Here is a 19934-nt window from a genome sequence, read left to right as displayed (position 1 = left end):
TCATAACTCCTCTGTCAAGGGAGCCTGCTTCAGTTGTTCGAGGGCGCGGCATAACTGGTCGGGGCAGGAGGTGCCTTTGCTGCCGCAGCGGATGCCGTTGATGCGGGGGATGACATCGTCGATTTTCTGGCCACGGACCAGTTGGCTGATGCCTTGCAGGTTGCCGTTGCATCCGCCAAGGAAGAAGACTTGCTGGATAACGTCGTGCTCGTCGGCCGTTACGTCGATTAACTGTGAACAGGTGCCGTGGGTCTGGTACTGTATGTGCTTTGTTTTCATTGTAGATTCTGTTTTTTTGATGTTTAGACTGCAAATATAGCGAATCTTTTCCGAAAAATCGCCTGGAAAAGCATTTTTTCTTCTTTCAGCATGTAATATTTGGATAATTCAATTCTTATTCCTAAATTTGCAGTCGAAGAAAAAGTTTGAAACTATGCATATGATTAGTGATACAGTTAAATATATCGGTGTGGATGATCTCGACATCGATTTGTTCGAGAGTCAGTATGTGGTGCCCGAGGGCATGAGTTATAACTCTTATCTCATCGACGATGAGAAGATAGCGGTGATGGATACGGCCGACCGCAGAAAGGGTGAGGCGTGGAAAGCGAACCTGATGGAGGCCCTGAACGGCCGTCAGCCGGACTATCTGGTGGTTCACCACATGGAGCCCGACCACTCGGCACTGGTTGCCTGGATGATGGAGACGTATCCCGGTGTGCAACTGGTGTGCAGTGCGCAGGCCGTGAAGATGCTGGCCAACTTCTTTGAGGGTGTGGATTTCACGGGTCGTGTGCTGACCGTCAAGGAGGGCGATACACTGTCGCTGGGTAAGCATACGCTGCAGTTTATCGGTGCGGCAATGATACACTGGCCCGAGGTGATTATGAGTTACGACACGGCCGACAAGGTGCTGTTCAGCGCTGATGGATTTGGTAAGTTTGGGGCGCTGGTGAACGAGACCGACGACTGGGCTTGCGAGGCACGCAGGTATTACTTTAATATCTGCGGTAAATACGGAACGCAGGTGCAGGGTGTGCTGAAGAAGGCGGCAGGTCTGGACATCCAGGCTATCTGTCCGTTGCACGGTCCTGTGCTGAAGGGTGAGACCCTGGCTGAGGCTGTGCGCCTGTATGATATATGGAGCAAGTACGAGCCCGAGAGTGAGGGCATCCTGATTGCCTATGCCAGCATTCATGGCGGTACGGCCGCTGCTGCAGAGCGTTTTGGAGAGATACTAAGAGTGAAAGGTGCCAAGAAGGTGGTGGTGAGCGACCTGAGTCGGTCGGACATGGCCGAGGTCATCGAGGATGCGTTCCGCTATCCTACCGTTGTGGTGGCCGCCTCGAGCTATGATGCAGGTGTGTTCCCCGTGATGCACGACTTCCTGTATCACCTGCAGATCAAGAACTACCAGAAACGCAGGTTTGGTATCATAGAGAACGGCAGTTGGGCACCCACGGCCGGCAAGACCATGCGCACGATGATAGAAGCCCTGAAGGACTGTGAGATTGTGGAGCCCATGGTGACCATCCGTTCACGCATGAAGGCTGGCGATGAGGCCCTGCTGGCGCAGTTGGCAGACAGTCTGCTGAACGATTAATAGGTGAAATACAGTTCTCCCTGCCACTGGGTGTCAATATCGACGGTGGCGGAGAACGACTCAGTGGGCGTGGACTGGATGTCGGAGAAGAGGTTGCCTTTTAGCCATGTGATCTGGTTCTGATACATGTCTACGCCCATGGATTTCTCGAACAACATATTGCCACTGGCATCGTAGGCCGTCACCTTCAGGTGAAGGGAGCCTTCTGTGCTGTGCAGGAAGGTGTAGAGGTCGTATTGCGTTTGTTTCATACCGGCCTGTACATCATACTTCATGACCTGTGTGCTGTTCACGCAACCGTATCCGGTGCTGGCGTCAAACGAGCCGCTGCCGCCCTTGTATGTGAACTCCAGCTTTGCCACGCCCTCGGGGATGGCGTCGTTGACGACGAAGCGGCAGAGCGAGGTGATGCGGTGAAGAGAGAGCGAGAGTGTCTGCGACTCCGTGCCGACAACCACTTTCTTATAGTAAAGGAAGGTGTCGGTATAGCCCTGTGAGTTGTTGAACTGTATCTTCTCGGGATTCGTCATCGTGGGGTTGCCGTTACTGCTATGTGCCAGTGCCACGATGATGTAGGTACCCTCGGGCAACTGGAACGTGGCGGTACCGAAGTCGCTGTCGCCCAGTTTCTGGTTTGTCTGTTTGACGCGCGTTCCTGCCGTGTCGTAGACGGCGAAGTTCAGGCGATTGCACGCTTCTGACGCAGACTTCCGTGTCAGTTCTGGAAAAGGGGTATGCTCGACCTCACAGATGGTCAGGGTGAGGTTGCCCTTCTTTTCGACCGTTTCCTCCGTGTCCGTATCGGAAATGATGGGTTTCTCGCATCCCGCCAGCATCAGCAGCAGGAGGGCAAACAGTATATGGTTGAGGTATTTCATGTGTTGTCTTAGTATTTGATGTCAATGACCGGACGGAGCAGCACAAAGTCTTCAAACCCCGTTGTACCGAAATGTTGTTCCTTGCCTTCCGTTGACTCTGAGCCGTAGGTCCAGTACAGAGTCCCGTCCTTCGTGGCATAGAAACTCTTTGTCACGCCCTTTCCTTCCACAAAAACAGCCTGACTGCCCGTTGTAAAGCAGGCGGCCTCATCGAGCGTCGGCAACCGCCAGCTGTTCGTTATGCCAGATGGTTTTGCCGTCGCAGCCAGTGCGGTGTTTAATGCCTCCAGCCAGACGCTGGCCTCCTCGCCTTTTGCAGGTGCTGCATATGGGACGGTTTCGGGCGACAAGAGGACGGCGGTCCTGTTGGTGGCGTCGGTAGAAACAACATAATAGCCACTGCAGAACTTGCCTGCCTCGGGTTTGGAGAAGCCCTTCTGACTATCATCAAAATCGAATGTGATTGTGCGCTTCTCGCCCCAGTCCTCCGACGTCAGGACACCTGTCAGCGTGACGCCCTGTGCCGCCTTGCAGGTACCGATGATGGCGTAGTGGTGGTTGGCAGGGAAATCCTCTGAGGCGGTGTAGGAATAGCTTGTGGTACCATCCTCGGTGGTGAATGCTATCTTGATATTGGGCATGCCCTTCGAGGGGAACAGCATCTGGTTGGGTGACGCCTTCCATGTTTTCTCATCCTCCTGTCTGTTGAGCATGATGCGGTATGACTCCGTGGGTGCTTCAGGATATTCGCCATCCAGATAAACTCCACTGTAGAGCGGGGTGAGCATGACCTCAACCTTTGTGACGCCTGAGGGCACCTGCAGGATTTCCAGTTCATCAATACAGATGACCTTGTGGGCCAATGACATATTCTGCGTCATCTCCTCACCGTCGGCTATGCTCACCATGGCGTGTTTAATCTGCAGGTCGTCCATGGTCTTGTCTGTCATCCGCTTGATGATACTCTTGGGGGTAGCTGATTCCTGAGAGGGCAAAATAAACCGTGAGAGGTCTTCTCCTCCCACGGCATATAGGTCGTATGTACCTGCGGCCATTGTGACTGTAGCCGCGTTGCTTTCCTCGCTGGTAGAGAGCAACTGTACACATTTTCCCTTCTCATTGAAAATGTAGATTCTGCCATCCTTCACGGCATTCTCGTCGCTGGTGGCGGCACGCATGACGATGTTGAGACGGGCTGTTGCAGGAGCCTCGATGACCGTTTCTTCTTCAGTGTTTTCATCGAATACCGCTTTCTCGCATGATGCGAAGAGAACAGCGGCGGAAAGAGTAGCGATTAGCTTAAAATTTTTAATCATGATATGTGTTATCCTTTTTTGAGGCACAAAAGTACCTATTTTCAAGGAAAATCACGTGCAGATGTAAAAACCTTTCAACAAAATTTTAACTTTCATTTCTTATATCTGCCAATCTAGGGGAAAAACAGATGAATTGGACCCGGAAAACGAAGGTTTTTCCTTAAATGACATGCAGGTGCCGGAGGGCATTGAGGATACCATTATCATCTACAGACGTGGTGATATAGTCGGCCTGCTGTTTCAACTCCTCAATGGCGTTGCCCATGGCCACACCGATACCCGCCTGGATGATCATGGAGGTGTCGTTGCCGCCATCACCAAAAGCAATGGTGCGACTGACGTCGAAGCCTTCGTGGCGTGCCATGGCGAGGATACCCTTGCCCTTGTCGGCCCCGTTGGCCGTGATGTCGGTAAACTCCGGATGCCAGCGGCCAGAGACGCATTGGGGCATGCGCGCCATGAGTTCCGGTTCGTAGTCGGCCGGGAAGAACGGCGTGAGCTGCAGGATATCCTGCTGGAGCACCTCGTCGAGCGGCGACGCCTTGTCGAGATTCTTCACTGCCAGCATCTGACGGAAGATACGGTCCACGTCGCCCTTGGGGTCGAGTACGGCCACGTCCTTACGGCCCACCACAATCAGGCTGTTGCCTTTCTCCTGGCAGTCGTTCACGCATGTCAGAACATCTTCCATGGGGATAGGCTGGCAGGTGACCAGTTCGGTGCCCACATAGCACAGTGCGCCATTGGTGGTGATATAGCCGTCGATCAGTGGTTCGATGGCCCCCAGGTTGGTGATGATGAGCGGTGGCCTGCCCGTGGCGATATACACGCGCGAACCATTGGCCTTGGCCTGTGTTAGCGCCTGGATGGTGGACTGTGGTATCTCGTGGGTCTTGAAACTCACCAGTGTACCGTCGATATCGAAGAATAGTGCGTATGTCTGTGTCATTTATGATTCCTTTTTTTGTTGCATGTGTTGCATCACCAGGCGGATCTCATCGTAGGTGATGTCGGGTGGACAGAGGTTCTTGATAGCCGTGGAGCCCTCGTTGACGCCAATCTTGGTGATGACGCGCCGGATGGCCTGCTGGTGGTCGGCCGGCACGAGGTCGTCGAAAGATACCTCGCCGGATTCCACATAGCGGGTGAGATGTCCGATGACGGTGCCCAGCGTGAGGCTCCGTGCCTTGGCGATGAGGTCGGGCTTCATGCCATCCTGATAGAGCTGGAGGGATATCTCCCAGGTCTTGGGCTTCACCTCCTTGGGGGCCTTGGAGGCCTTCGGCTTACGCTGGCGCTTGGACTTCACGTCGTCCTCACCCAATGCATCAAGCATCGACATCTGTTTTTCGTGCAGGTAGTTGTCGACGGAGAATCCCATCTCGGCCATCTTCTCGAGCAGATAGCGACGACTGAGGCATGCCTGCCTGAGGTCGGGCAGGGCATTGTCGAGGCGGCGCGCCGCCTGCTTGTTTTGTGTCTCTACCTTGGCACTGAGTTCGATGGGCTTGGCCAGAATCTCGCGCAACTGGTCGGAGAAATACCCGGCACTGCGCATCACACGGTTCTGGAAGTCGGCCTCGTGCAGGCCCTCGTACGGCATCGACTGGATGATCTGCTGCCATTTGCCGGCCACGTCGAGGACGCGCTGGCGCAGGTCCATCAGGGCCTGGTCGTGCAACTGTTTCAGGGAGGCATGACTGTGGTAGAAGAACTCAGCGAAGATGCGCACCATGGTCTCCTGCAGGGCAAGGACGGAGCGGAAATCGAAGAGCTGCAACAGCAGATAGCGCTCGTATTCCTGTTTGAGCAGGGGCAGCTGACAGATGCTTCGCTCAGCCTCGTACTCCTGTTGGGCAATGTATGAGTCGACCCGTTCGTCGTTGATGATGGAACGCGCCTCCAGGGGCGATGCCAGCAGCAGACCTTCGAGGGTGCGGCAGCGGCTCAGGGCCACATACACCTGTCCGGGTGCGAAACTTTGGTTGGCATCGATGATGGCGTGGTCGAAGGTCAGTCCCTGACTCTTATGGATGGTGATGGCCCAGGCCAGTCGCAGGGGCAGTTGCCTGAAGGTGCCCTGCACCTCGGCCTCAATCTCGCGTGTCTTCTCGTTCAGCGTGTAGCGGGTGTTCTCCCATTCCAGCGGTTCCACCTCGATGGCCTCGCTGTCGCCCTCGCAATAGACGGTGAGACGGTTGTCGCCGGCCTCCATCACACGTCCGATGCGACCATTATAATACCGGTGGTCGCCCGAGGGGTCGTTCTTTACGAACATCACCTGTGCGCCCTCCTTCAGGACCAGTGCCTCGGCCGTGGGATAGGAGTATTCCGGGAACGTGCCCTTGATTTCTGCGCGGTAGGTATAGGCAGGCGTGGAAAGTTTCCGCAACTCAGACTCATTATAGTTGTTGGCGATATTATTGTGAGTGGTCAGTCGGATGTAACCACTCCCCTCCCTCGCAGGGAGGGGCTGGGGGGAGAGTCTGCTGTTCAGCTTTGCCAGCACCGCTTCCGACGGATGGCCGTTGCGTACCTCATTTAATATATTGATGAACGAGGCATCCTGCTGGCGATAGACATGTTCCAGCTGGATGGTGACATAGTCAATCTGCTGGAGGGCCTTCGACGCAAAGAAGTAAGGGGTGCTGTAATAAGGTTTTAGGATTCGTTCGTCCTCAGGGGTGACGACGGGCGTGAGCTGGGCCAGGTCGCCAATCATCAGCAGCTGCACGCCACCAAAGGGCTGGTCGTGTTCACGGAAACGCCGGAGCACGGCATCGATGGCGTCGAGCAGATCTGCACGTACCATCGATATCTCGTCGATAATCAACAGGTCTATGGAGGCGATGATCTTGCGTTTCTCACGACTGAAATCAAACTTGTTTTCCACCTTGGCGCCCGGTACATAGGGCGAAAAGGGCAACTGGAAGAAGGAGTGGATGGTGACGCCCCCGGCATTGATGGCTGCCACACCCGTTGGCGCCACCACGATGGGGCGCTTCCTGGAGCCTGCCATCACCTCCTTCAGGAACGTCGTCTTTCCCGTTCCCGCCTTACCAGTCAAAAAAATGCTGCGCCCCGTGTTCTCGACGAAGTCCCACGCGGTGCGCAGCATTCCCGACGTATCGTCGGTAGCTCGTAGTCTCTCGTTATTTTGTTCCATCAATCAGTATCTGTCAGTTTGCGGATACAAAATTACGAAGAATTTATGAATTAATGATAGTTTGTTGTCAGTTTTTCTCAGAATCACTTGTATGCCTGTTCGTGAACACCCTTCACCGCACGTCCGCTGGGGTCGTTCATATTCTTGAAGGCAGCATCCCATTCCAAGGCGATGGCCGTAGAGCAGGCCACGGAAGCCTCGCTGGGTACGCTCATGGCGGCAGAGTCGCTGGGGAAGTGCTCGGCAAAGATAGAACGGTAGTAATACTCCTCCTTGTTTTTTGGCGGGTTGATAGGGAAGCGTTCGGCAGCATGAGCCATCTGTTCATCGGATACAGCCTCAGAGGTGATTTGCTTGAGCGTGTCAATCCAACTGTAGCCTACGCCATCGCTGAACTGCTCCTTCTGGCGCCATGCCACCTCTTCGGGCAACATATCCGCAAAGGCCTCGCGGACAATTTTCTTCTCTATGGTCTTACCTGGACACATCTTGGCCTTGGGATTGGTACGCATGGCCACATCCAGGAACTCCTTGTCGAGGAAAGGCACGCGCCCCTCGACACCCCAGGCAGAGAGACTCTTGTTGGCTCGCAGACAGTCGTACAGATAGAGTTTGGAGAGCTTACGCACGGTCTCCTCGTGGAAGTCCTTGGCCGATGGCGCCTTGTGGAAATAGAGATAGCCACCAAATATCTCGTCGGCCCCCTCGCCACTGAGCACCATCTTGATACCCATCGACTTGATGACACGTGCCAGCAGATACATAGGGGTTGAGGCACGGACGGTGGTGACATCGTAGGTCTCGATGAAATAGATGACATCACGGATGGCATCCAGTCCTTCCTGGATGGTATAGTTGATCTCGTGGTGAACGGTTCCGATATGGTCGGCCACGAGCTTCGCCTTGGCCAGGTCGGGCGCACCCTTCAGACCCACGGCAAACGAGTGCAGACGGGGCCAGTAGGCCTTGGTCTTGGAGTCGTCCTCGATACGCATCTCACTGTATTTCTCGGCAATGGCAGAGATGACGCTGGAGTCGAGACCGCCAGAGAGGAGCACACCATAGGGCACGTCGGACATCAGCTGACGCCTGACGGCATCCTCCAGCGCATCGTGGACAGCCCCTACAGAGGCAGGATTATCCTTGACGGCATCATATTTGAACCAGTCGCGCTTGTAGTAGCGCTTCATGCCTGGGTCGGCACTCCAATAGTAATGACCGGGCAGGAACGGCTCGTAGTGCTCACACTGTCCTTCGAGCGCTTTCAGTTCGGAGGCCACATACACCTTGCCGTCGGCATCGCAACCGATATACAGCGGAATCACACCGATAGGATCGCGGGCAATGAGAAACTCGTCGGTCTCCTCATCGTAGAGCACGAAGGCAAAGATGCCGCTCAGGTCCTCGAGAAAGTCAACACCTTTCTCGCGATAGAGCGCCAGGATAACCTCGCAGTCGGAGCCCGTCTGGAACTCATACTTCCCAGCATAGCGGCGGCGGATATCCTGATGGTTATAGATCTCGCCATTGACAGCCAAGACCTGTTTCCTGTCGGGTGAGAACAATGGCTGACCACCTGATTCGGGGTCAACGATGCTCAGTCGCTCGTGGGCCAGGATAGCACTTCCGCCAGAATAGATACCACTCCAGTCGGGTCCGCGGTGACGGATCTTCTGACTCATCTTCAACGCTTGTTCGCGCAGCTCGTGTGTCTGCTCCTTGACATTCAATATCGCAACGATTCCGCACATAATCCTATCTAATTATCAATTGTCAATTTTCGATTATCAATTTATTTCTTGCTCCAGGCAGTGATACGGTCGAGCGCCTCTTCGGTCTTCTCGCGACTGCCAAAGGCGGTGAAACGCACGTAGCCCTCACCGGCAGGACCGAAGCCCACGCCAGGCGTACATACCACATTGGCTCCGTAGAGCAGGTTCTCGAAGAACTGCCATGAGCTGTTGCCGTCGGGCACGCGCATCCAGATATAGGGCGCGTTCTCGCCGCCATAGACCTCGTAGCCCAGTGAGCGCAGGGTGGTGAGCATCTTCTTGGCATTCTGCATATAGTAGTCGATGGTGGCCTTCACCTGCTGCTTGCCCTCGGGGGTATAGATGGCCTCGGCCGCACGCTGGCTGATATAGCTGGTGCCGTTGAACTTGGTGCACTGGCGACGGTACCACAGGGGGTTCAGGGCGATGCGCTCGCCTGTGAGCGTGGCTGCCGTCAGATCTTTTGGCACGACGGTATAACCACAACGGATGCCCGTGAAGCCGGCCGTCTTTGAGTATGAGTGGAACTCGATGGCACATTTGCGGGCACCACGAATCTCATAGATGGAGTGGGGGATGCTGTCGTCTTGGATATAAGCCTGGTAGGCTGCGTCGTAGAAGATCAGCGCATCATTATGAAGGGCATAGTTCACCCATTTGCGCAGTTCCTCGCGGGTGATGACCATACCTGTGGGGTTGTTGGGATAGCAGAGATAGATGACATCCACACGACGCTTGGGGATTTGCGGTACAAAACCGTTCTCTGCATTACAATGCATGTAGATGACGTTTGACCATTTGCCGTCCTCAACCGTTCCGGCGCGACCAATCATCACGTTGGAGTCGATATACACCGGATAGATAGGGTCGGTCACGCCGATGGAGTTGTCCCAGCGAATCAGTTCCTGAATATTACCAGTGTCGCTCTTGGCGCCGTCGTTCACGAAAATCTCATCAATGTCCAGATGGATGCCACGTGGCAGGAAGTCGTTCTTCAGAATGGCCTCGCGCAGGAAGTCATAGCCCTGCTCAGGACCATAGCCGCGGAATCCCTCGCTGGTGCCCATCTCGTCGGCAGCCTTGTGCATCGCTTCTATCACGGCGGGACAGAGTGGCTGTGTCACGTCACCAATACCCATGGAGATGACGTCGGCCTTGGGGTGCATCACTTTGAAGGCGTTCACCTTCTTGGCTATATCTGCAAACAGGTAGTTGTTTGGCAGTTTCAGGAAATGTTCGTTAACTAATGCCATATATTACTAATTGATAATTTACAATTGATAATGGATAATTATTGTTCTAGCTCGCCGTCAAAGACGAAGGCGGCAGGCCCCGTCATATAGACGTGGTTCTTCTGGAAAAAGCGTCCTCCGTCCGAGCGGTCGGCTTCGCACCATTCGATGTTCAGCGTGCCGCCATCCATCACGATTTGTGAGGTGCGGCCAGCCTTGCCAGTCAGGGCGGCTGCCACGGCCGTGGCGCATGCGCCTGTGCCGCAGGCCTGAGTGATGCCGCTGCCACGTTCCCAAACACGGGTGCGGATACTGCCGTCGGCCTCAATATGGGCAAATTCTATATTGCAGCGTTGCGGGAAGGCCGGATGGTATTCCAGTGAACGGCCAGTTTCGCCTACCTGGTCGACATTCTCTGTGAAGATGACGAAATGCGGGTTGCCCATCGATACAAACGTGCCCATGTCCAGTCCTCGGGAAGCGATGAACTGTGTGGCATCTTCCAGTATCGGTTCGCCCATATCCACGGTGACGCTCTCTACGATGTCATCGGTGATATGCAGATAGAGCACCTTGATGCCCGACAGCGTCAGCAGACGAATCTCTGTCTTCGTGGTGAGGCCTTTCCCAAAGAGGTATTTTCCGATACATCTCGAGGCGTTGCCGCACATCATGGCCTCACTGCCGTCGGCATTGAAGATGCGCATGGTGAAGTCGGCCTCGGGCATAGAACTCTTGCCAATCAAGACCAATCCATCGGAGCCGATGCCCTTATGACGGTCGCTCCATTTGATGGCCGCTACCTTAGGGTCATCGATGGGGTGCTGTGCTACATTAACATAGATGTAGTCGTTGCCGCAACCGTGCATCTTTGTGAAGGGTATCTTGCTCATGTGCTATCTTTTTTTCTTATCGGATGCAAAGGTAATGCAAAATGACAGGATATAGAAACGAACCGACTGGTTTTAGTGGTAAAAATCAGTTGAAAGTATCAAATTGAAAATATTTTATTGAAAAAATAGCGCATTTTGATATTTCTTGTTCGGAAAATGTGGCTTTTTTGTTACAGATTGAAAGTTTACCAACAGGCCAAGGCCCCTTTCTTCAGTTTCAGGGTCTGCTGCTGGCCGTTGGCAAGGAGCGTTACCGTGCAGGGCTGTTGGGCGGTGAGCGTCAGGTGCGTGACCCGTTTGTCCTGCCATGTCATGTCGACGGTGATGCCGCCACGGGCACGGATGCCGCTGATGGAACCGTCCTTCCAGTTGTCGGGCAAGGCGGGAAGGAGTTCGAGGGTTGTGAGGGGAGACCCCTCACACACAGTGTATTCACTCTGTATGAGCATCTCGATGACACCGGCACAGCCACCGAAGTTACCGTCGATCTGGAAGGGCGAATGGGCGTCGAGCAGGTTGGGGTAGGTGCCGCCGCCACGACGGGCATCAGGACCGCGATAGCCGTCGGGACTGACGTAGCTGAGCAGTTTGCGGTAGATATGATAGGCATTCCTGGCATCATGCAGGCGGGCGTAGAGATTCACGCGCCAGCCCGTGCTCCAGCCCGTGGTCTTGTCGCCCTTGAGTTCGAGGGTGCGTGAGGCGGCACGGTGGAGTGCCTCCTTGGTGTTGGTGCCGTCGTCGAGGTGATGGCCGGGATAGATGCCGAAGAGATGGCTCTGGTGGCGGTGGTGCGGATCCTCGTCTTCCCAGTCGTAGAACCACTCCTGGAGGTTGCCTTTCTTACCGATTTTGTAGGGGTGAAGGCGGGCGATGGCGGCGTTGAGCTCGGTGATGAAGGGGGACCCGGCGACGGAGGGGAACCCGGTGACCGAATCGCCGGGCACACTACAGGAACCGCCGGGCACACTGCTATAATTGCCGGGCACACTACAGGAATCGCTGAGTACAAGGGCGGCGTCGCGGGCATCGGTGAGGCATTCGCGAATCATGGCGATGTCGGCAAAGCCACCGAAGCAGGTGCGCCCGTGATAGCCGTCGGGGGTGACGAAGGAGTTCTCGGGCGAAGTGGCAGGGGCGGTGATGAGAGGGCTGATGGATGATGTAAGATGTGAGAGGGGTGAGGGCTGAGGGGTGTAGTCGGAGAGGGGCTGAAGCCAAGCGAGGCAGAACTCGGCTGCACCTTTGAGAACGGGATAGTACTCGCGCAGGAAGGCTTTGTCGAGCGTGAAGGTGTAGTGCTCCCAGATATGGGTGGCGAGCCAGGCACCCCCCATGTTCCAGTTGGCCCACATGGGGTCGCCGGTGTGGAGACCCACAGGACAGGTCATGGCCCAGATGTCGGTATTATGTGCCAGGCACCAGCCGCGGTTGACACCGTAGTAGGCCTTGGCGGTGAGTTCGCCAGAGCCCTGCAGTTCCTTCATGAAGGTGAAGAGCGACTGGTGCATCTCGGGCAGCGCAGCCGTCTCGGCCGCCCAGTAGTTTTCCTCCACATTGATATTGCTGGTGTAGTTGCACGACCAGGGCGGCAGGATGCTCTCGTTCCACAGGCCCTGCAGGTTGGCCGGCACATTGGGCGTGCGCGAGCAACTGATAAGCAGGTAGCGGCCGTACTGGAAATAGAGGGCTTCGAGGTCGGGATTGAAGAGTGACTCGTCGGTGTAGGCACGGAGCTGGGCGTCGGTGGGGGCAGACCCCTCCCCCGCCTCCCCTGCAGGGGAGGAGTTGTTAGTTCTGGAGTCGGCGGTCAATGAGAGCTTGACGCGGTTGTAGAGGGACTGATAGTCCTTGATGTGGCACTGTCGGATGGTCTTGTAGGGGATGCCGGAAAGATGGCGCAGGCGCGCGTCGGCCAGTTGCTGATATGGCTTTCCCTGTTTGACGGGGTCCTTGTCGTAGCCGTTGAACGAGGTGGCATCGACGATGTAGAGCGTCACCTCTTTGGCGCCATCCACGAGGAGCGTCTCCCCCTCGGCCCTGACATTCCTGGCGCTGACCTGCACCTTGGTGCGGAAATGGATGCCGCGCTGAGGGTCGTAGGCGAACTTCTCCCTGGCATCGTAGTAGCTGGGCAGTGAGGCATAGCCGGCATAGCCGTCGGTGGTGAGTGTCTGACCATTGGCCGATGTGGTGTGGCGCAGCTGACAGCTCAGCGACAGTCGTGCATGGATGCCCCCGGGATGGTTGGTGGTGATGCGGATGACCAGTCCGGAGTCGGGATGGGACGCCAGATACTCCGTGGTATAGCGGTATTTGCCGCGCTGGTAGGTGGTATGGGCCGTGGCGTCACCGATGTCGAGCCAGCGGCGATAGCCGGTGACGGCCTCCGTGGTGTCGAGATACTCGATGGTGAGTTGTCCCAGCGGCTGATAATTCTGTGAGAAATGTCCCTGCACGTTGCGCTGCAGGCGGTCGGCCTCCCGGTAGTCGCCCTTGCTGAGCGCCTCACGGATGGCGGGGATGGATTTGTGGGCGTCGGGCGAATAGACCTGCATATTACACGGCTCGCCCGTCCATAGCGTGATATCATTGAGTGATATCCTGTCGGTCCGGGTGCCGCCATAGACGATGCCGCCCATGGTGCCGTTGCCGATGACGAGTGCCTCCTCGAAGAACGTGGCCGGCTGGTTGTAGTGGAGTGTCTGGGCTCCTGTCGTGGTGGGGAGTTTCAGCCATAGGCAGATAACGGTGAAAAACGCAACGTATTTCCTCATTGTTTCCTTTGTGTTAGATTCGGGCGTCAAAGGTACGAATAAGTGAGTGAAAAACCAAATGTATTTGAGTTTTTCCGAGCGAGTGTACTATAGACGAAGTCAGAGGTACGAAAAAATCCCCGATTTCCATCACGGAGACCGGGGATTATTACTTCAAAGATAAACCGTTATTTTTGAAGGAAACCATTAACTTTCTGTGCAGTCTGACGACCACTAGCCATGGCGCGAACCACGAGTGAGGCACCGTTGGCGGCATCACCGCAGACGAAGACGTTGGCAGGGTACTCGGGGTGCTCGGGCTTCAGGAAACCCATGGCGAGGAGTACCAGTTCGGCCTTGATGACTTCGGGTTTGCCCTTCTCTATCATGATAGGACGACCACCGTCGGGGTTGGGCTTCCAGTCTATCTCTTGTACCTTCACGCCGGTAAGTTTGCCATCCTTACCCAGGAACTCCAGGGTGTTGATGTTCCAGCGGCGGGTGCAGCCCTCCTCATGACTGGATGTGGTCTTGAGGGTGCGAGGCCACTCGGGCCAGGGGTTCTTGGGATCCTCGGGTCCCTCAACGGGCTTGGGCATAATCTCAATCTGGGTGACGCTCTTGCAGCCCTGGCGGTGGGCCGTACCGATACAGTCGGAACCTGTGTCACCACCACCGATGACCAGCACATCCTTGCCCTTGGCGGTGACGCGTTCGTCCTTGCTGAACTCCATGCCTGCGAGGACGCGGTTCTGCTGAGACAGCATCTCGAGGGCGAAGTGTACGCCCTTGAGTTCGCGGCCGGGAGCCTTGAGGTCACGGGCGGTGGGGGTGCCGGTTGAGATGACTACTGCGTCGTATTGCTGCGACAGGGTCGCAACAGACAGAATGGAGGAACCCGCCGGAGAACCGGTGGGAGTGGTGGCTGCGGAGGTGATTTCGGTGCCGTAGCGGAAATCGATGCCCTCCTGTTCGAGCAGGGCGATGCGGCGGTCGATAACGGCCTTATTCAGTTTAAAATTAGGGATACCGTAGCGGAGCAGACCGCCGGCAGCCTCGTTCTTCTCGAACACCGTCACCTTGTAGCCCATCAGGTTCAGATCGTTGGCAGCAGCCAGTCCGGCAGGACCTGCACCAATTACCGCCACCTTCTTGCCATTGCGCTTGATGTCGGTGCGGGGCTGGATGAAGCCCTCCTGGAAGGCCATCTCGGTGATGGCTGCCTCGTCCTCACGGTTGGTGGTCGGCTCGTGGTTGAAGCGGTTGAGCACGCAGGCCTTCTCGCAGAGTGCGGGGCAGATGCGGCCGGTGAACTCGGGGAAGGGGTTGGTGCTGTTGAGCAGACGGTAGGCCAACTCAAAGTCGCCTTTGTACAGGGCGTCGTTCCACTCGGGCGCCTTATTGCCCAGCGGACAGGCCCAGTGGCAGAAGGGTACGCCGCAATCCATACAGCGGCTGGCCTGCAGTTTGCGTTCGCGAGTAGAGAGCGTCTGCTCTACCTCGCCAAAATCGTGGATTCTATCGTGAATCGGACGGTATCCCGCCTCCTGGCGGTGTATCTCTAAAAATGCTTTTGGATTTCCCATCTTAATACATTAAACATTAAAGATTAAACATTAAACGTTAAACATTAAACATTAAACATTAAAGATTAAACATTAAATGATTAATAGTCGCGCTGGATGTCGGCAATCTTCTCGTGGAGCTTCTTCATCTTCTCCTCCTCGAGCACGCGCTTGTACTCGATGGGCACTACCTGGATGAAGTCCTCGATGTAGCGGTGCCAGTCGTCGAGCATGCGGCCTGCGAGGGCTGAACCCGTGTGCAGGTAGTGCTGGCGGATGAGTTCGAGCAATTCCTTACGGCTGACACTGTCCTCAACCAGCGAGAGTTCCACCATATCCATGTTGCAGAAGTAGTCGAACGTATGGTTGGGGTCGTAGACATAGGCCACACCGCCTGACATACCAGCGGCGAAGTTGCGTCCTGTCTTGCCCAGCACCACCACGCGACCGCCGGTCATATACTCGCAGCAGTGGTCGCCGGCACCCTCAATCACGGCGATGGCACCAGAGTTACGTACACCGAAGCGCTCGCCCACCTTACCGTTGATGTAGAGTTCACCAGAGGTGGCACCATAGAGACCGGTGTTACCAGCGATGATATTCTCCTCGGCCTTGAAGTCGTCGCTGCGACGGGCAGGAGGCAGGATAGAGATACGACCGCCAGAGAGACCCTTACCGAAGTAGTCGTTGGTCTCGCCCTCAAGGCGCAGATCCAGACCCTTCACGGCAAAGGCACCGAAGCTCTGGCCGGCAGAGCCCTTGAACTTGATCTTGATGGTGCCGTCGGGCAGACCGTCCTCACCGTATTTCTTGGCAATCACACCACTGAGCATGGTACCCACGGCACGGTCGGTATTCTTGATGGCATAGTCGAGTGTCACCTCTTCCTGCTCGTCGATAGCCTTTTGGGCAGCCTTGATCATCTCCTCGTCCTTCACGCCAGTCACCTTGGTGTAGGCGCCGCGGTCCCAGTACAGGGCCTTGTCGGTAGCGGGCTTGTGGAGCAGGCGGGCGAAGTCGATGGTCTTCCATTTCCCGACGGCGGAACCCGATGCTGATGCCTCGGGCACAGTGGCTTCTATGAGCTCGGTATGACCGATGATTTCCTTGAGGCTCTTCACGCCAATCTCGGCCAGGTATTCGCGTACCTGCTCGGCCAGGAAGGTGAAGTAGTTGACCACGTACTCTGCACGACCTTCGAAATGCTTGCGCAGTTCGGGGTTTTGGGTAGCCACACCCATAGGACAGGTATTCGTGTTACACTTACGCATCATGACGCAGCCCAGCACAATCAGGGGCAGTGTACCGAACGAGAACTCGTCGGCACCCAGCATCGCCATGATGATGACATCCTTAGCAGTCTTCAACTGACCGTCGGTCTGCAGGCGAACCTGGTTGCGCAGTCCGTTGATGACCAGTGTCTGCTGCGTCTCGGCCAGTCCGATTTCAGGGCTGATACCTGCGAAGCGCATACTTGATGCAGGACTGGCACCCGTACCACCCTCGGCACCTGAGATGACGATGAGGTCGGCCTTGGCCTTAGCCACACCAGCGGCAATGGTTCCCACGCCACTCTCGGCCACGAGTTTTACGCTGACGGCGGCTGTGGGGTTGATATTCTTCAGGTCGAAGATGAGCTGTGCCAGGTCCTCGATACTGTAGATGTCGTGATGAGGTGGGGGAGAGATGAGCGAGATGCCGGGGATGGCGTTACGCGTCTTGGCGATAATCTCGTTGACCTTGAAGCCGGGCAGCTGTCCGCCCTCACCAGGTTTTGCACCCTGTGCCACCTTAATCTGTATCTCCTCTGCATTCACCAGGTACTCGGCTGTCACACCAAAACGACCTGATGCAATCTGCTTGGTCTTTGAGCTTAGGCTCACACCATCCACCTCTGAGTGGTAGCGGGCATTGTCCTCACCACCCTCACCAGTGTTACTGCGGGCACCCAGTTTGTTCATGGCCAGTGCCAGTGCCTCGTGGGCCTCGATGCTCAGGGCACCGAACGACATGGCACCGGTTACGAAGTGCTTCACGATGCTCTCAACGGGCTCTACCTCGTCGAGAGAGACGGAAGACCCTTCCCCCTGCCCCTCCCTGTCATGGAGGGGAGTAGTAACTTTCTTGAATCGAAGGAAGTCACGCAAGAAGATGGGAGATTCTTTCTCGTCAACCAATTTTGACCACTCTTTAAACTTCTCGTATGAGCCTTGACGGCAGGCCAGTTGCAGTTTGGCGATGGTCTCGGGGTTCCAGGCGTGCTTGATACCGTCCTTGCGCCAAGCAAACTGGCCCTGGTTCTGCAGCACGGCTGTATTTGTAGCTGTGGCACAGCGACCAACTCCACCTGCCGCATGCAGACGGATGGCATCGCGTGCAATCTCCTTCAGGCCCACGCCACCGATGGTGCTCACCTCGGTACCGAAGTAGCGGCGCAACAGGTCTTCGCTCAGTCCGATACTCTCGAAAATTTTCGCACCACGATAGCTGCGGATGGTCGAGATACCCATCTTGGACATAATCTTCTTCAGACCCTTGTCCACCGCCTTGATGTAGTTCTTCTCGGCTGTGGCGTACTCCTCCTGAATCTTGTGGTGCTTCACCAGGTCGTCCAGCACGGCAAACGTCATGTAAGGACACAGGGCGCTGGCACCATAGCCCAGCAGCAGGGCTGCGTGCATCACCTCGCGAATCTCACCGCTCTCAACAATCAGGGCGGTCTGCACACGTTTGCCCACGCTGATCAGGTAGTGGTGAACAGCAGAGACAGCCAGCAGTGATGGGATGTAGAAGAGACCCTCCCCCTGCCCCTCCCTGTGAGTGAGGGGAGTAGATACCTCTGCATCTTCAATTTTATCTGTTAATATAATGTAGTTCACGCCCTCATCCACGCAGGCCTCAGCATCCTTGCATAGCTTATCAAGAGCAGCCCTTAGCGCTTCTCCGGCTTGAGTGTAATCACTCCCTTCCCTCACAGGGAGGGGTAAGGGGGAGAGTCTGAAGGTCATCGCCAGCTTCTTCGTCTTAAATCCCTTGTAGCGGATGTTACAAAGTATATCGAGTTGTGTGTTGGTCAGTACGGGTTGTGGCAGGCGCACCATCTTACAGTTGGATGCATCGGGCGTCAGGATATTCGTTCCCACAGCACCGATATACTCCGTCAGACTCATCACGAGTTCCTCACGGATGGGGTCGATGGCAGGGTTGGTGACCTGTGCGAACTGCTGGCGGAAGTAGTTGAACAGCACCTGTGGACGGTCAGAGATGACAGCCAGCGGGGTGTCGTTACCCATGGCGGCTACAGGTTCCTGTCCGGCTGTAGCCATGGGGATGATGGTCTTGTCGATATCCTCCTGACCGAAGCCGAAGGTCACCAGTTTAGCGCTGAGATCGCTCACGCCGTTGTCCACCTTACGTCCGCTCTTCAGTTTCTCCAGCTGTACGCGGTTCTCGTTCAGCCACTCGCGGTAGGGATGGGCCTTGGCCAGTTTCTCCTTGATCTCGCCATCATAGTAGATTTTGCCTTCTTGTGTGTCAATCAGTAGGATCTTACCGGGCTGCAGACGACCCTTCGATACTACGTCGCCGGGTTCGAAGTCCATCACGCCAACCTCCGAGGCTACCACCATCATACCCTGCTTGGTGATGGTATAGCGGCTGGGGCGCAGACCGTTTCTGTCGAGCATACCACCTGCGTAGCGGCCATCGCTGAACAGCAGGGCTGCGGGACCGTCCCAGGGCTCCATCAGGATAGAATGATATTCGTAGAACGCCTTCAAGTCTTCGCTGATGGGGTTCTTGTCGTTGAAACTCTCGGGCACCAGGATGGCCATGGCCTGAGGCAGTGAGAGACCGCTCATCATCAGGAACTCGAACACGTTGTCGAGACTGGCAGAGTCGCTCATACCTTCCTGCACAATGGGGCGCAGGTCCTTGATGTCACCCAGCGCCTCACTGTTCAGCACGCTCTCGCGGGCCTTCATCCATCCACGGTTACCACGGATGGTGTTGATCTCACCGTTGTGGGCCAATAGGCGGAAAGGCTGTGCCAGTTTCCATTTCGGGAAGGTGTTCGTAGAGAAACGTGAGTGGACTAAAGCCAGTCCGCTCGTAAAGTAATCGTTAGACAGGTCGGGGAAGTAGCGGCGCAGTTGTCCGCTGGTCAGCATGCCTTTATAGATAATATTCTTGCTTGACAGTGAGCAGAGATAGAAGTCCTCATCTGTGATGCGGTTCTCGATGCGCTTGCGTACCTTATATAATATACGCTCGAATACGGGTACATTCTCTTCTGATACGCCCGTCACGAAAATCTGCTTAATGTCGGGTTCTACCTCGCGGGCAGCCACACCCAGCACCTCGGGGTTGGTGGGTACCGTGCGCAGATGCATCAGTTGCAGTCCCTCGCGCTCGATCTCCTCTATCATCACGCTCAGTATCTGCTGTTGGGCCTTCTCTTCTTTTGGAAGAAAAACCAGTCCGGTACCATATTTTCCTTTTTCAGGTACGGGAATACCCTGAAGAAGAATAAACTCGTGGGGAATCTGTACCATGATACCCGCACCGTCGCCGGTCTTGTCGCGTGTCTCGGCACCACGGTGTTCCATGTTCTCAAGCACCTTCAGTGCATTGTCCACCAATTCATGACTCTTGCCGCCATGAATATTCACCACCATGCCCACGCCGCAGGCATCATGCTCGTATTCACTCTGGTAGAGTCCTTTTCTTTCGCTTCTTTCCATATTATCCTAAA

General features: G+C 55.6%; 12 protein-coding genes. 1 reads left to right on the top strand and 11 read right to left on the bottom strand.

The genetic code is table 11. From position 1 onward, the window contains the following. Positions 1 to 279 carry a TIGR03905 family TSCPD domain-containing protein gene (locus tag L6466_RS13025; protein WP_237802631.1) on the bottom strand — a complete coding sequence of 93 codons (279 nt, stop codon included), beginning with the start codon at positions 277 to 279 and terminating at the stop codon, positions 1 to 3. 154 nt (positions 280 to 433) lie between these two features. On the opposite strand from L6466_RS13025, the gene L6466_RS13020 reads away from it, so the two are divergent. Then, positions 434 to 1603 carry an FprA family A-type flavoprotein gene (locus L6466_RS13020; RefSeq protein ID WP_237802632.1) on the top strand — a complete coding sequence of 390 codons (1170 nt, stop codon included), beginning with the start codon at positions 434 to 436 and terminating at the stop codon, positions 1601 to 1603. Here L6466_RS13020 and L6466_RS13015 read toward each other — a convergent pair. From L6466_RS13015 to gltB, 10 genes are all read right to left on the bottom strand, one after another. Beyond that, entirely contained in the window at positions 1600 to 2481 is an 882-nt protein-coding gene (locus L6466_RS13015) for a FimB/Mfa2 family fimbrial subunit (RefSeq protein WP_237802633.1), read from the bottom strand. The two genes, L6466_RS13020 and L6466_RS13015, sit on opposite strands and share 4 nt — an antisense overlap. Positions 2482 to 2489: 8 nt before the next feature. Then, on the bottom strand, positions 2490 to 3797 hold the full coding sequence (locus L6466_RS13010) for a FimB/Mfa2 family fimbrial subunit (protein WP_237802634.1): 1308 nt from the start codon (positions 3795 to 3797) through the stop codon (positions 2490 to 2492). Positions 3798 to 3957: 160 nt separating this feature from the next. Then, positions 3958 to 4746: a Cof-type HAD-IIB family hydrolase gene (locus tag L6466_RS13005; protein ID WP_237802635.1), complete on the bottom strand. Its 789-nt coding sequence runs from the start codon at positions 4744 to 4746 to the stop codon at positions 3958 to 3960. Beyond that, on the bottom strand, positions 4747 to 6963 hold the full coding sequence (locus tag L6466_RS13000; RefSeq protein ID WP_237802636.1) for a helix-turn-helix domain-containing protein: 2217 nt from the start codon (positions 6961 to 6963) through the stop codon (positions 4747 to 4749). It lies immediately after the preceding gene. An 83-nt stretch (positions 6964 to 7046) separates the two neighbouring features. Next, complete coding sequence (gene asnB / locus L6466_RS12995; RefSeq protein WP_237802637.1) at positions 7047 to 8714, bottom strand: asparagine synthase B; 1668 nt, start codon at positions 8712 to 8714, stop codon at positions 7047 to 7049. Between the two features lie 41 nt (positions 8715 to 8755). After that, positions 8756 to 9988 carry an LL-diaminopimelate aminotransferase gene (locus tag L6466_RS12990; protein ID WP_237802638.1) on the bottom strand — a complete coding sequence of 411 codons (1233 nt, stop codon included), beginning with the start codon at positions 9986 to 9988 and terminating at the stop codon, positions 8756 to 8758. A 38-nt stretch (positions 9989 to 10026) separates the two neighbouring features. Continuing rightward, the gene (dapF, locus tag L6466_RS12985; protein WP_237802639.1) at positions 10027 to 10860 is read right to left on the bottom strand and encodes a diaminopimelate epimerase; all 834 of its coding nucleotides are present in this window, start codon (positions 10858 to 10860) and stop codon (positions 10027 to 10029) included. A gap of 185 nt (positions 10861 to 11045) precedes the next feature. Further along, the gene (locus tag L6466_RS12980; protein ID WP_237802640.1) at positions 11046 to 13637 is read right to left on the bottom strand and encodes a glycoside hydrolase family 95 protein; all 2592 of its coding nucleotides are present in this window, start codon (positions 13635 to 13637) and stop codon (positions 11046 to 11048) included. 167 nt (positions 13638 to 13804) lie between these two features. Then, a complete protein-coding gene (locus L6466_RS12975; RefSeq protein WP_237802641.1) occupies positions 13805 to 15202 on the bottom strand; it encodes a glutamate synthase subunit beta in 1398 nt (465 codons plus the stop codon). An 80-nt stretch (positions 15203 to 15282) separates the two neighbouring features. After that, complete coding sequence (gene gltB, locus L6466_RS12970) at positions 15283 to 19923, bottom strand: glutamate synthase large subunit (RefSeq protein ID WP_237802642.1); 4641 nt, start codon at positions 19921 to 19923, stop codon at positions 15283 to 15285. Positions 19924 to 19934: the final 11 nt, after the last annotated feature.

Origin of the sequence: Prevotella communis, assembly GCF_022024175.1 — a bacterium.
Lineage (GTDB): Bacteria > Bacteroidota > Bacteroidia > Bacteroidales > Bacteroidaceae > Prevotella > Prevotella communis.
The sequence above is the reverse complement of the archived record's forward strand: the minus strand, read 5'-3'. Positions and strand labels throughout refer to the sequence as shown.